General features: G+C 70.2%; 15 protein-coding genes and 1 pseudogene. 7 read left to right on the forward strand and 9 right to left on the reverse strand.

Annotated elements, in window-relative coordinates; genetic code table 11:
* Complete coding sequence (locus tag F8O04_RS04240; RefSeq protein WP_158028070.1) at positions 1–387, forward strand: hypothetical protein; 387 nt, start codon at positions 1–3, stop codon at positions 385–387.
* Positions 388–541: 154 nt separating this feature from the next.
* On the opposite strand, the gene F8O04_RS04245 is transcribed toward F8O04_RS04240, so the two are convergent.
* From F8O04_RS04245 to F8O04_RS04260, 4 genes and pseudogenes are all read right to left on the reverse strand, one after another.
* Entirely contained in the window at positions 542–1,615 is a 1,074-nt protein-coding gene (locus F8O04_RS04245; RefSeq protein ID WP_158028071.1) for an FAD-dependent monooxygenase, read from the reverse strand.
* Between the two features lie 9 nt (positions 1,616–1,624).
* Positions 1,625–2,131, reverse strand: coding sequence for a GNAT family N-acetyltransferase (locus F8O04_RS04250; RefSeq protein ID WP_158029089.1), 507 nt, complete (start codon positions 2,129–2,131; stop codon positions 1,625–1,627).
* Between the two features lie 153 nt (positions 2,132–2,284).
* A pseudogene (locus F8O04_RS04255) lies at positions 2,285–3,094 on the reverse strand (EamA family transporter); the annotation flags it as partial.
* A gap of 9 nt (positions 3,095–3,103) precedes the next feature.
* Positions 3,104–4,135: a GlxA family transcriptional regulator gene (locus tag F8O04_RS04260; protein WP_158028072.1), complete on the reverse strand. Its 1,032-nt coding sequence runs from the start codon at positions 4,133–4,135 to the stop codon at positions 3,104–3,106.
* 186 nt (positions 4,136–4,321) lie between these two features.
* Here F8O04_RS04260 and F8O04_RS04265 point away from each other — a divergent pair, with 186 nt between their 5' ends.
* From F8O04_RS04265 to F8O04_RS04275, 3 genes are all read left to right on the forward strand, one after another.
* Complete coding sequence (locus tag F8O04_RS04265; protein ID WP_158028073.1) at positions 4,322–4,873, forward strand: hypothetical protein; 552 nt, start codon at positions 4,322–4,324, stop codon at positions 4,871–4,873.
* Positions 4,870–5,157: a hypothetical protein gene (locus F8O04_RS04270; protein ID WP_158028074.1), complete on the forward strand. Its 288-nt coding sequence runs from the start codon at positions 4,870–4,872 to the stop codon at positions 5,155–5,157. The genes F8O04_RS04265 and F8O04_RS04270 overlap by 4 nt, the downstream gene beginning before the upstream one ends.
* A gap of 130 nt (positions 5,158–5,287) precedes the next feature.
* Entirely contained in the window at positions 5,288–5,665 is a 378-nt protein-coding gene (locus F8O04_RS04275; RefSeq protein WP_158028075.1) for a hypothetical protein, read from the forward strand.
* A gap of 6 nt (positions 5,666–5,671) precedes the next feature.
* On the opposite strand, the gene F8O04_RS04280 is transcribed toward F8O04_RS04275, so the two are convergent.
* Positions 5,672–6,403, reverse strand: coding sequence for an aquaporin (locus F8O04_RS04280; protein ID WP_158028076.1), 732 nt, complete (start codon positions 6,401–6,403; stop codon positions 5,672–5,674).
* The gene (gene chrA, locus F8O04_RS04285) at positions 6,400–7,674 is read right to left on the reverse strand and encodes a chromate efflux transporter (protein WP_158028077.1); all 1,275 of its coding nucleotides are present in this window, start codon (positions 7,672–7,674) and stop codon (positions 6,400–6,402) included. Before chrA ends, F8O04_RS04280 begins: the two co-directional genes overlap by 4 nt.
* A 47-nt stretch (positions 7,675–7,721) precedes the next feature.
* Here chrA and F8O04_RS04290 point away from each other — a divergent pair, with 47 nt between their 5' ends.
* A complete protein-coding gene (locus F8O04_RS04290) occupies positions 7,722–8,465 on the forward strand; it encodes an arsenate reductase/protein-tyrosine-phosphatase family protein (protein ID WP_158028078.1) in 744 nt (247 codons plus the stop codon).
* A gap of 114 nt (positions 8,466–8,579) precedes the next feature.
* Here the strand turns inward: F8O04_RS04290 and F8O04_RS04295 are convergent, their stop codons facing one another.
* Entirely contained in the window at positions 8,580–9,143 is a 564-nt protein-coding gene (locus F8O04_RS04295) for a DJ-1/PfpI family protein (RefSeq protein ID WP_158028079.1), read from the reverse strand.
* A 193-nt stretch (positions 9,144–9,336) separates the two neighbouring features.
* Here F8O04_RS04295 and F8O04_RS04300 point away from each other — a divergent pair, with 193 nt between their 5' ends.
* A complete protein-coding gene (locus F8O04_RS04300; RefSeq protein ID WP_158028080.1) occupies positions 9,337–9,858 on the forward strand; it encodes an NADPH-dependent FMN reductase in 522 nt (173 codons plus the stop codon).
* A 1-nt stretch (position 9,859) separates the two neighbouring features.
* Here the strand turns inward: F8O04_RS04300 and F8O04_RS04305 are convergent, their stop codons facing one another.
* Entirely contained in the window at positions 9,860–10,462 is a 603-nt protein-coding gene (locus tag F8O04_RS04305; protein WP_158028081.1) for a TetR/AcrR family transcriptional regulator, read from the reverse strand.
* A 71-nt stretch (positions 10,463–10,533) separates the two neighbouring features.
* Between F8O04_RS04305 and F8O04_RS04310 the strand changes: the two genes are divergently transcribed.
* Positions 10,534–10,941 (forward strand): VOC family protein, encoded by a 408-nt coding sequence (locus F8O04_RS04310; protein WP_158028082.1) that lies wholly within the window; start codon positions 10,534–10,536, stop codon positions 10,939–10,941.
* Between the two features lie 22 nt (positions 10,942–10,963).
* On the opposite strand, the gene F8O04_RS04315 is transcribed toward F8O04_RS04310, so the two are convergent.
* Entirely contained in the window at positions 10,964–11,899 is a 936-nt protein-coding gene (locus tag F8O04_RS04315) for a LysR family transcriptional regulator (protein ID WP_188726280.1), read from the reverse strand.
* Between the last annotated feature and the right edge of the window lie 127 nt (positions 11,900–12,026).

The following is a 12,026-nucleotide window of genomic DNA, read 5'->3' on the forward strand; positions in this document are numbered from 1 at the left end:
ATGACTGTCACCCTTTCAAGCGCCGCGCCTCCCGCGCTGCAGGAGTATTACCGCATTCTCGCGGCTGGGCCGCAGGAATACGGCAACGGCGCGGTGCTTCGCCCCCTGTTGCGCGAGCACCTCGACTTCACGGGCTCGCGCGCCGGTCACCACGCCAACGCGACGGACGGGTTCATCGAGGGCATCACCGGCTTCATCGCGACCGTCGAGCAGATCACGATCGTGCGCGACGTGCACGATGCGGCGGGCTCCGCGGTGCTGTACGAGGCCAAGATGCCGGGCGGGGTCATGTCGTTCGCCGAGTTCTACACCTTCGTCGACGGGCGTATCGACACGCTCCACCTGCACTACGACGAGGGCCTGTACCGCGAGCTCGGCGGCCGCTAGGTCGACCGGCCTTCGAAGCCCAATGCCGGCAGCGCTACCAGGCTGGTCATTTGCTACCGAACGTCAGGTAGCTGATGCCCCGTCGGGTAGCCCTTTCGGCGACGGGCTGGTCGGCGAGAGGAGCGGCTGGCCGTCGGCCGGAGGGCGCGGCGACTCAGCGGGGGCGCCGTAATTCCTTCGCCCTCGCCCCAAGGAGCCGGTCGCGCAGCTCGGCCGTCCGGCCACGGGCGAGCGCGACGCGGCCGACGGCCGTCGACCCCGCGCGGATCACCTGCGGTTTGAGCAACCGAGCGGCGTTGTAGCGGCGGAGTGCGATGTCGGGCGCGCCGGGGTGCGCGTTCAACAGGGTGCCGAGCGCGACCGCGTCGCAGATCGACTCGCACGCGCCGCGGCCGAGGTTCGGCGTCATGGCGTGTGCGGCGTCGCCGATCAGTACTGCGCGCCCGCGGACGAGACGCGCGAGCGGGCGCGCGACGTGCACGCCGCTGACGAGCATCCGTTCCGGGCTCGCGGCGTCGAGCACGTCGCGAACAGTCTGAGGGAAGCCGGCCCCGAGCATCCGGATGTACTCAAGCGCCTCGGCGCGGTCCGCGAACCGCCGCTCGCGGAACTCGGCGAACCAGTTCGTGCGGCCGCCCGACAGTGGCGTGATGCCGAAGAGCACGCCGTCGCCCCAGTACTCGGCGAGGCTGTCGGCGGCGATGGCGGCGTCGACGATGCCGCGGACCACCGTCGTGCCCGCCGTGCGGGACGCGGCTCGCGCTCCCCAGTGGTCGGCGCGCACGACGCTGCGCGCGCCGTCGGCGCCGACGATGATGGCGTCTCCGTCTCCGTCTCCGTCTGCGGTGCCACTGAGCGCGCGGCTGTCGTTGATGCGCTCGTCGTGCCACTCGACGTGCTCGGGCAGGGCGTCGCGCAAGATTCCGCGGAGCGTCACGCGCCCGATCATCGGCATGTGTTGGTTCCGGATGCTGCGGAGGACTCGTCCGTCTGCGGTGCTGACGGCCGCGCCGGTCAGCCGCGCGGCGCGCTCGTACACGGTCTGCGCGAGGTCGATGCGGGCGAGCGCCTTCATGGCGGGTGGCCACAGTCCAAACGCCGTGTCGACCTCGCGCTCGCCTGGCGGGCGGCCCTGTTCGTGCACGACGATGCGACCGGCGTCGGCCCGCAGTGAGGCCGCGAGCGTGAGCCCGGCGATGCCACCGCCAACGATGTGAAGTGTGGGCACGCGTCGAATCTACGCGACCTGCGGGCGGGTCCCGCTCGACAGTTCTCGCAGGTAGCACAGCATCCGGTAGTCCTCGCCGGGCTGGATGTTGACGAATCCGTGGCGCTCGTAGAACCGGCGCGTATCGGTGTCGATCTCGTCGACGTTGATGTGCAGCTCGATGGCGCCGCGGCGCACGACGTCATCGATGGCGGCCCGCAGCAGAGCCGAGCCGATGCCGGCGTCGCGCAGCGCCGGCCGCACGTACAGCTCCTCGAGCTGGGCGAGTGGGCCGTCGCCGTATGGCGTCGGTCGCAGCGTGAGAAGGGCGAAGCCGATCGCAGGCGTATTGCCGTGTTGGGCGAGCAGCACCAGGACATCGTCGCGACCGAGGAGCACGCGGAATCGCGTGGCGAACTCGTCTGCGCTCGGTGTCGGAGTCTGGAACTCGCTGTTGAAGTCATGCAGCAGCTGGGCGACGGTGCCGGCATCGGCGATGGTCGCGTGGCGGATATCGACAGATTGCTGACGTGGCATGGCGTGTTCGGTCCGTTCTGGGTGAGAAGTCGAGTCCTGATCCCGTCGAACGCCGTCGCCGATGGCGGTGATCGGCCCGGTCTCCGGGTGGCCGCTCGGCGCTGCAGAGGATCGGCCGCCCCCGCGCTGTGCCGCCGCGCCCGCCACGATCACGACCGCGACCCCGAGCAGCTGCAGGGGAGTGGGGAGCTGGCTCAGCACGATGAGGCCGATGAGCACGCCGAACGCCGGCTCGATCGACAGCAGCGTGCCGAACGCCGTCTGAGTCAGGCGCTTCAACGCGAGCATTTCGAGCCCGAACGCCACCACGGGCGTGAGGAGCGCGATACCGGCGAGGGCTCCCAGCATCCACCAGTCGAGTTCGCCGCCGATGACCTGCGGCGCCCCGAACACCGACGTGACGACGGCCGCGATCGGAATCGTGATCGCCAGCCCCGTGATGCCCGAGAAGCGGTCGCCGACCCGCTGCGTCAGCAGGTTGTAGAGGCCCCAGCACACCCCGGCGATGAGCGCGAAGCCGACCCCGAGCGGATCGATGCTGCCATTCCACGGCTCCGTCAGCAGCACGACCCCGACGAGCGCGAGCGCGGGCCAGATGAGCGACCTCGATCGCCTGCTTGTGAGCGCGGCCACCGTCAGCGGGCCGAGGAACTCGATGGCGACCGCGGTGCCGAGCGGGATGCGTTCCGCGGCGGACAGCAGCATGGTCGTCATGCATCCGGTGACCGTCCCGAGCGCGAGGAGGATCGACACGTCGGCGCGGCGGATGCTGCGGAGCGAAGGACGCACGATGATCACGACGAAGACCGCGCCGAAGCACATGCGGAGCCAGGTCGTTCCCGCGGCGCCCAGGTGTTCGATCACGAAGACCGACAGCGCGCTCGACAGCTGGATGCAGATCATCGCCGCGACCGCCATCGACCATGGCGGCACGTGCCTCCCGGCCGCTCCCTGGTCGCTCATCCGGGCAATCTAGCCGACGCGCGAGGTCGCAGCGGGTGTGGTGGCGGGTTCGGCCGCGCGTCGGTTCTCGCCCGACCCGCTGGCGGGAGCAGCATCTGAAGCGCGCGGCCGGAACACGTCGCGATAGGCGCCGGGCGTGACGCCCAGCAGGTCGACGAACTGGGCGCGGAAGTTGCTCGTTGACGGGAAACCCACCTGGGCCGCGACGCGATCGATGGTGTGGTCGCTCATCTCCAGCAACTCCTGTGCGTGCCGGATGCGGACGCCGGCGACCCAACGCATCGGGCTCTGCCCGATTTCCTCGGTGAATCGGCGCGTCAAGGTGCGCACGCTCGTGCCCGCCGCGGCGGCGAGGTCGTCGAGCGAGAGGTCGCGGTGGGCGTTGGCCTCGATCCAGGCGAGGGTGGTCCCCAGGGTCGAGGTGCGCTGCGTCGGCCGGTTGCGCACGATGTACTGCGCCTGTCCACCGGGACGGTGCAGCGGGGCAACCGCGAGGCGGGCCGAATCGGCGGCCACCGCCGCGCCGTAGTCACGCTGCACGATGTGCAGGCAGAGATCCAGGCCGGATGCCGCTCCCGCTGACGTCAAGACGCGCCCGTTGTCCGTGTAGAGCACATCCGCATCGACTCGCACCCTCGGAAACCGGCGTGCGAACTCGTCGGCGGCGAGCCAGTGTGTCGTCGCGTTGAGGTCGTCAAGCAGCCCGGCCTCTGCGAGCGTGAAGGCGCCCACGCAGATCGACGCGAGGCGCGTTCCGCGGGCCGCGGCGGCCTGCAGGGCGCCAATCACGTCCGGTGAGGTGCTCACGGTCGGGTCTTCCCTGCCGGGCACGATGATCAGGTCGGCGCGACTGAACGCCTCCAGTCCGTTGTCGACGGCGAGCCGCAGCGGGCCCGCCTGCACCGACCGCTCGTGGCCGGCCACGATGACGTTGTAGCCGGGGCGGCCGTCCGGCAGTCGCACGCGGCCGAACGTGTCGATCGGCGTGGCCATATCGAAGGCGATCACGTCCGGGAGCGCGAGCACGACAGCGGTGAGCATTGCGTCATCGTACGCCTCTGCCTGCTGGCCGGATCCAGGCGATTATTGTCCTGCACGCCATTGTGGTGCGCGGATGCTCGCAGCCACGATGAATTCGACCGCCTGTAGAGAGGATGCATCCATGTCGCAGTCCAGCGTCGTCACCGCGCGATCCGGTGACCCGATCCGCCGGCCGAGCGCCGCCGCGTGAGCGCGTTCCTCCTCTCGGTCCACGTTCTGGCAGCCATCCTCGCGATCGGCCCCGTGGCCATCGCTGCGAGCATGTTCCCGCGGTCGGCAAGGCTCGCCCTCGCGTCACCGCGCGACGGCAGGAGGGTCGCCGAGGTGCGGATCCTGCACCGCATCACGCGCGTCTACTCAGTGATCGGGGTGCTGGTGCCGGTGTTCGGCGTCGCGACCGGCGCCAGCATCGGCGTGCTCGGCGACGCGTGGCTGATCATCTCGATGCTGCTGACCGCGGCGGCGGCCGTGGTGCTGATCGCGGCGATCCTGCCGGGGCAGAAGATCGTCGTCGCGGCGCTCGCCGACGAGGCGGAGCCCGAGGCGGCGCCGGAGAAGCCGGTGGACAGCCAGCGTCACACGGGGGCCACGGTCACGGTCGGCACGACCCCGAGGGCAGACCCCGCGCGTGTCGCGCGACGGCTCGCGATGTACACCGGGGTGTTCAACGTGCTCTGGGCCGTGGTCGTCGTGCTGATGATCTACCGGCCGGGCTCGACAACGGGGGTCGGGTTGTGACGCCGCGGCGCATCCTCACCGTTGCCGGCTCGGCTGAATTGCTCACGCTTGGGGCGCTGCTCGCGAACCTCGTCACCGTGCACCTGCCGCAGGTCTCGAGCGTGCTCGGACCAGTGCACGGTCTCGCGTACGTGCTCACGGTGATCGCGGCCGTGCTGGTCATGGACGGGCGCCACCGCGTGTGGTTGCTCGCGCTGATTCCCGGCGTTGGTGGGCTGCTCGCGGCGAGGGCCGTCGCGTGTGGCGCGCAACAAGACGGCGGCGCGGGGCCCGGCGGCACCTGAATCGTCCCCCGATCAGAGCGGTGGGCGGTGAGTTCTCCCCATTTGCGTTCCTGCGCGGGCCGAGTACTGTCGTGCTCCGGCGTCGCTGGGGGATGGCGCCGATCCGGATCATGTCTTGAGGGGAGACACTTTGCGTTCACCACGTCACTTCCGCCGCGCGGCCCTCATCGGCGCTGCGGCGGCCAGCCTGCTCGGCCTCGCGGGCTGCGCACCGGCTCAGGCCGCGTACTGCGCCGACATCAACGCGTCTCGACTGAGCGCCGTCACCTACACGTCATACATCGGCGATGTCCCGCCTGCGGCTTGGGCCGAGCCCCGTATCGAGCTGCTCGACGCGGTGGGCGCCCCCACGGACGAACTGGAGTCCGAGCACGAGACGTGGCTCACCTATCTGCACGACCTCGCCGGCTACGGCGAGCTCGATCCGTCGGCACTCAAGCTCTCGACCGGGGAGGTGGACGCCGCCCGGCAGGCCCTGTTCGACAACTACGTCGAGGCCTGCCTCTAGTGGCGCCTATCGCGCGCGGCCCCGTGGCCACAGCAGGTGCACGAGACCGACCGCGATCGCCGCTCCCACGAGTTGCGCCACGATGAACAGGCCCGCGGACGCGGGCTCGATGCCGGCGAACGTGTCCGAGAAGATGCGACCGATCGTCACGGCCGGATTGGCGAACGACGTCGATGCCGTGAACCAGTAGGCCGCGCCGATGTAGGCGCCCACGGCCGGGCCGGCCAGATGGGCGCGCCCGGTGCGCACGAGTGCGAAGATCACGAGGACGAGCCCGGCCGTCGCGACGACCTCTGCCAGCAGGTTCGCGGGCGTCGCGCGTGCCGTTGTCGCAATCGTGGTCGGCACGGCGAACATGGCGTTCGCAAGCATCCCGCCGAGCACGCCGCCACCGATCTGCGCCGCGATGAAGCTACCGATCGCCCCCGCCCCCAGCCGCGCGCCGAGGGCGCGATCGGCCAGCGTGACGACCGGGTTGAAGTGCGCCCCCGAGACGGGTTGCAGCACGACGATGAGCACCGCGAGCCCGAGCGTCGTCGCAAGGCTGTTCTGCAGCAGCTGCAGCCCAGCATCGCCGGGCGACATCCGCTCGGCCATGATTCCCGAGCCGACCACGATCGCGACGAGCAGCGCGGTGCCGACTCCCTCGGCGAGCGCCTGGCGCCACAGCGGAGCGGGAGAAGAGACCGGGGTTGGGGTGCGCGCGGGCGCGGTGGGGGCGGGATGCGCGTGGCTCATAGCAGGAATCCTCCGATGATTGCGGCCCCGATGACGACGGCCCAGGAAGGCGCCCTCCAGGCGGTGAGGGCAACGAACGCGACCGCCGCGAGCGACAGTGTCCACGCATCCGTGATGCCCTCGGTGAAGACGGGGGTGTAGAGGGCGGCGGCGAGGATTCCGACGACCCCCGCGTTGACGCCGCCGAGCGCACGCTGGGCGCGAGGCGCGCGACGCACCCGCTCCCAGAACGGCAGCACGCCGATGATGAGCAAGACCGCCGGCAGGAAGATGGCGAGCAGCGCGATGGTTCCTCCGAGCACGCCCGTCGGTCCCGACTCGGTCGACGCGCCGAGGAACGCCGCGAACGTGAACAGCGGCCCAGGAACAGCTTGTGCGGCACCGTAGCCGGCGAGGAATATGTCGTGGCTCACGAGCCCCGTCTGCACGACCTCGGCTTCCAGGAGCGGCAAGACCACGTGACCGCCGCCGAAGACGAGCGCGCCCGCGCGATAGAACACGTCGACGAGGCGGACGGTTTCGTCGCCGGTCATCGCCGCCAGCGCCGGCAGCCCGGCCAGCAGGACCCCGAACAGCACGAGGCAGGCGATCGAAACGGCGACGGGCACGCGCGCGCGCAACTCGTCGGCGCCGTCGGCCGGCGTACGGTCGGGGCGCACGACGAGCAGGCCGGCGATGGCGGCGAGCGCGATGACGACCACCTGCGTCAGCGAGCCCGGCACGAGGAGCACCACGACCAACGCGGCGACGGCGATCGTCGCGCGTCGGGCATCCGGCGTCAAGCTCTTCGCCATGCCGAAGACGGCGTGCGCCACGACGGCGACGGCGGCCGCCTTGAGCCCGACGACCCAGCCCGACTCGGCCGACGCGCCGAGCCAGGCGACCCCGTACGCGAACAGCACCATGAGCGCGGCGCTCGGCAGGGTGAACGCGGCCCAGGCCGCGAGCATGCCGAACGCCCCGGCTCGGTGCAGGCCGATGGCCATGCCGACCTGGCTCGATGCGGGCCCTGGAAGGAACTGGCAGAGCGCGACGAGGTCGGCGTACGACCGGTCGGTGAGCCAGCTCCTGCGCGTGACGAACGCCTCGCGGAAGAATCCCAGGTGCGCGACGGGGCCGCCGAACGACGTGAAGCCAAGCCGGAGGAAGGCGACGAAGACCTCCCAGATTGCGCCGGACGTGCGCTTCGGGACCGATGGCGGAGGCGTGCCGGGGGATGCGCTGGGCCTCGCGTTGCCGGCGTCGCCGGTCGGGACTGGGTTCGCCGTCATCGCCACTATCTTGACGGAGCAAAAGTAGCTCAGTCAAACTTGAGTCAATGAACATTGAGCAAAAATCGCTTGCCCTCCGGGCCGAGCGTCATGCCGCTCTCGGCGACCCCGTCCGGCTGCGAATCGCCGATCAGCTGGCGCTCGGTGACCGGTCGCCGAGCGAGCTGCGGTCGGTGCTCGGCGTATCGTCGAATCTGCTCGCGCATCATCTCGGCGTGCTGGAGACGGCGGGGCTCATCGAGCGCCGGCGCTCCGAGGGAGACCGGCGCCGCAGCTATGTGCGGCTGGCGCGCGGCGCCTTCGGGATGCTCGGTGCGGTCGATGCCGACCGTGCCGCCGACGGGACGGGGCCGGCCGTCATTGTGCGCGCGTCGCGCGTCGTCTTCGTCTGCACCGGGAACTCGGCGCGGTCGCCGATCGCGGCCGCGCTGTGGCGCCGGGCGAGCGCGGTTCCCGCGATGTCGGCCGGGACGAAGCCGGCGGCATGTACGTCGCCGAGGGCGATCGCGGCGGCCGCGCGCCACGGCCTCGACCTCGGCGTCCATTCCCCGCGAAGCCTTGACGGTCTGGTCTCGGATGGCGACCTCGTTGTCGCCGTGTGTGATCGCGCGCACGAGAAGCTGTGCAGGCTCGGCACGCCGGGCCGCGAGGGCGCCCTGTCGTGCGCGAGCGAGATGCACTGGTCGGTACCGAACCCCGGGCGTGTCGGCAGTGATACCGCCTATGACGAGGTGTTCGACGAGCTCGAGTCACGCGTGGCCGGGCTCGTGCCACGCGTCGCATCGGCATGAGCGCGGGCGACCCGACGCGGTTCGGTTCGGCTTTCCCCGCGGCGGGGCGCATCCGACGAGCGAGGTGACACGTCGGGGGCCATCTCGCTCGAGAGGCCCCCGACGTGATCGCGCTCAGGCGTTGAGCGGCGCGCGCTCGCGCAACAGGCGGATGAACTCGCGAAACCAGGGACCGTTGTCGTTCCATGCTCGCGCGCTGACGAGGTTGCCATCGACCAGAGCCTCGGAGTTCTGGTACGTGCCTCCGCCGGCCTCGATGTCCGCGGAGATCTCCGGAAAGCCCGAGCTCGTGCGGCCTGCGAGCACGCCGCTCTGCGCCAGGATGAGCGGACCGTGGCAGGTGACGGCAACGGGGCCGTCCGCGTCGAAGAAGTGCTGGACGATGCGCTTGACGTCGGGGTTGTTGCGCAGGTATTCGGGCGCCCTCCCGCCGGGAACGACGAGGGCGACGTACTCGGTCGGGTCGACGTCGGCGAGGGCGATGTCGGCCTCCCAGCCATGGCCGAGCTTCTCGGTGAAGGTGTCATATCCCTCGAAGTCGTGGACCACGAACTGCAGGCGTTTCTTGCTCGGCGCGGCGATCACGGGCTCGTAGCCCTCCTCGCGCAGCCGTTCATACGGGTAGAAGACTTCGAGCGTCTCCGAGAAGTCGCCCGCGAGGATCAGGACCTTGGACATCGGTGTCTCCCTTTGAGGTCGTGGCGCGCCGGTTGGTCGTCGCGAGCTGCTGCGATCGAGGGGCGCCGTCGTGCATCAATCGTCGCCCGGTGATGCCCTTCCGGGCAATGGTGAATCGCCCGCCGTGCCACGCGAATTGGATGCTCGAGTACGGCACGGGCGTCTAGCGTTGGAGGCGTCGAGAGGATCGCACATGTCACGCACCATCACCGTCGTCGCAGGCAACCCGAAGCCCGCATCTCGCACGCTCGCCGCCGCACGGCTCGTGGCCGAGCAGTTCGCCGACGACCCGGCAGAGATCGGCGAGGTCGATGTCATCAAGCTCGGTGTCGGACTGCTCGGCTGGGGCGACGAGGCCGTTGCCCGTGCCGTCTCGACCGTGCGGTCGAGCGACATCGTCGTCATCGCCTCGCCCACCTACAAGGCCACCTATACGGGCGTGCTCAAGCTGTTCCTCGATCAGTTCGATGCCGCGAACGGGCTCGCCGGCGTGACGGCGATTCCCCTCATGCTCGGCGCGGGGCCGGCGCACTTCATGGCGCCAGAGGTGCACCTCAAGCCGCTGCTCGTCGAGCTGGGGGCGACCGTGCCCTGCGCCGGCCTGTATCTGGGCGACAAGACGTTCGACGAGCCGGGGGCGTTCGACGCGTGGCTCGGGCAGTGGCGGGCGAGCGTGGAGGCGACGGCAGACGCACTTCTCGCGACACGCAGGTAGGTCAGCGCCCGTTCTCGCCCGTCGTGTCGTCCGCGACCGCGTCGAGCAGCACGTCGAGCGCCTCGTGCGCGAGGGCGAGTGCGGCCGCCGGGTCGGGTGCCTGCGCGGCCCAGAGCGCCGCCTCGTTCATCGCGCCCGAGAGGTGGGCCGTCATGGCGTCGAGGAGGCTCTCGGCCACCCCGGTCGCTCGGAGACCTTCGCGGAGGTGTGCGGCCGAGTTCTCGGCATCGAGCCGGCGCCACTCCTGCCAGTCGAGCACCGCCGGCGCTTCGATGAGGAGGACGCGCGCCGCGGGTCCGGTCGAGATCGCCTCGAGGAACGCGTGGCTTCCGGCGCGCAGGGCCGCGTTCGCATCGAGCCCCGGCTGCTCCGCGGCGTTGGTGACGGCATTCGCGACCTGCGCCTGGAGCCGCGCCGCGACGGCGAGAAACACGCCCTTCTTACTGCCGTAGTGGTGGTATACCGCCCCGCGGGTGACGTCCGCAGCGGCAGCGACATCGTCGAGCGTCACGCGCGAGAACCCGCGCGCCTGGAAGAGTCGTGTGGCGTCGTCGGCGATGCGGGTCGCGGTCTTTGCCGCATCGGCGGCGGATGCTCGGGGCATGGGGTCCCTTTACGTGCGGAGTGTACGTATACTGGGTTTTACAAACACAGTGTACGTAAAAGGAGGCGGCCGTGTCGGTCACCAGTATCTATCCCGTCCTCATGTCCCGTGATGTCGATGGCGCCTCGGCCTTCTACCGGGACGTCTTCGGATTCGAGGTCACGTTCGAAGCCGACTGGTACGTGAGTCTGCGGCTCGGCTCGCACGAACTGGCGTTCGTCGACGCTCGCCATGCATCGGTGCCCGAGGGGTACGCCGAGCGGATCGCGGGGGTCATCGTGAATCTCGAGGTCGACGACGTCGCCGCCGTGCACGAGCGGGTTGTGCGCGAGCATGGCCTCGAGCCCGTGCTCGCGCTCCGTGATGAGGCGTTCGGTCAGCGCCACTTCATCGTCGAGGGCCCCGAGCGCGTGCTGGTCGACGTGATCCAGCCCATCGAGCCGTCCCCTGAGTTCGCCGCTGCGTACTCGCAGGCGTAGTGCGGGTGCCGCGCCGGGGCGTTCACCACACGCCCGGGGCGCCTCCTGCCCGGATCGAGTCGAACTCGCCCGTGGTTCCGGCGATCGCCTGCGCGACCGTTGTGGCGAACCAGGCGAGCGCGCCGGCGTGCTGCGACGTGCGTCGCTGGTACAGGCGCAGCGCCACGGGCGCGAGGGGGAAGGGCAGCTTGTGCAGGGTCAGCGGCAGGGTGGCGGCCCACCCCTGGGCGATCGACGCGGGCACGGTCGCGATCAGGCGCGGTGTATCGACGAGCAGGTGCGGCAATGTCGCGAAGTGCTGCACGCGCACCAGTGGTTCGAGCGTCAATCCCGCGCGGCGCATCGCCGCCTCGACCAGTGGCAGGCCGGAGTCTCCCGCCACGACCACGTGGTCGGCGCCGAGGAACCGCTCGGGCGTGAGATCGAGCGTCGCCAGTGGGTGCGCGCTCGACATGGCCGCCACATAGGCCTGGTCCTTCACGATGAGGCGCTCGAACTCGCCGGGCAGGTCGGCCGGTGTGACCGCGAGGTCGACGGTGCCTCGCTGCAGCCATTCCTCGAGGCGTTCGACGTCGAGCGGAACGACCTCGATGCGCACCCGCGGTGCGACGGCGTGGATCGCGTCGAAGAGGTTCGCGAGCCAGCCGATCTCGCCGAGCTCCGACAGGGCGATGCGGAACACGCGGTCGGATGCTGCGGCGTCGAATCCGTGGACGGCATCGACGGCGCGATCGATTGCCATGAGCGCATCTCGAAAACTCGCGAACAGGCCGTCGGCCACGGCGGTCGGCCGCATCTCCCGGCCGGCCCGCTCGAAGAGGGGGTCATCGAGTTCGGCGCGGAGTCTGCCGAGCGACTGACTCACGGCCGACTGCGTGACGTACAGGCGTTCGCCAGCGAGCGTGAGACTTCGCGTCTCAAAAATCGCGACGAAGACGCGCACGAGATTGAGGTCCAAGGGCGCCTCCTCCGTTTGATGCTCGCGAGTGAGCACTGCTCATCCGTCCATAAGCAATGCTAACGGTACGGGCTCGGTTCACGAAGTAGCGTGAATGTCGTGCTCGCGAGAGGTGAGCCGGGCCCAA

Source organism: Pseudoclavibacter endophyticus (genome assembly GCF_008831085.1).
Classification (GTDB): Bacteria; Actinomycetota; Actinomycetes; order Actinomycetales; family Microbacteriaceae; genus Pseudoclavibacter; species Pseudoclavibacter endophyticus.

Excerpts from the sequence above, each read along its gene's own strand:
- F8O04_RS04240 (WP_158028070.1), top strand. The coding sequence starts at position 1 with ATGACTGTCACCCTTTCAAGCGCCGCGCCTCCCGCGCTGCAGGAGTAT.
- F8O04_RS04250 (WP_158029089.1), bottom strand. The coding sequence starts at position 2,131 with ATGCCACGTCAGCAATCTGTCGATATCCGCCACGCGACCATCGCCGAT.
- F8O04_RS04260 (WP_158028072.1), bottom strand. The coding sequence starts at position 4,135 with ATGCTCACCGCTGTCGTGCTCGCGCTCCCGGACGTGATCGCCTTCGAT.
- F8O04_RS04280 (WP_158028076.1), bottom strand. The coding sequence starts at position 6,403 with ATGAGCCACGCGCATCCCGCCCCCACCGCGCCCGCGCGCACCCCAACC.
- chrA (WP_158028077.1), bottom strand. The coding sequence starts at position 7,674 with ATGACGGCGAACCCAGTCCCGACCGGCGACGCCGGCAACGCGAGGCCC.
- F8O04_RS04290 (WP_158028078.1), top strand. The coding sequence starts at position 7,722 with ATGAACATTGAGCAAAAATCGCTTGCCCTCCGGGCCGAGCGTCATGCC.
- F8O04_RS04295 (WP_158028079.1), bottom strand. The coding sequence starts at position 9,143 with ATGTCCAAGGTCCTGATCCTCGCGGGCGACTTCTCGGAGACGCTCGAA.
- F8O04_RS04300 (WP_158028080.1), top strand. The coding sequence starts at position 9,337 with ATGTCACGCACCATCACCGTCGTCGCAGGCAACCCGAAGCCCGCATCT.
- F8O04_RS04305 (WP_158028081.1), bottom strand. The coding sequence starts at position 10,462 with ATGCCCCGAGCATCCGCCGCCGATGCGGCAAAGACCGCGACCCGCATC.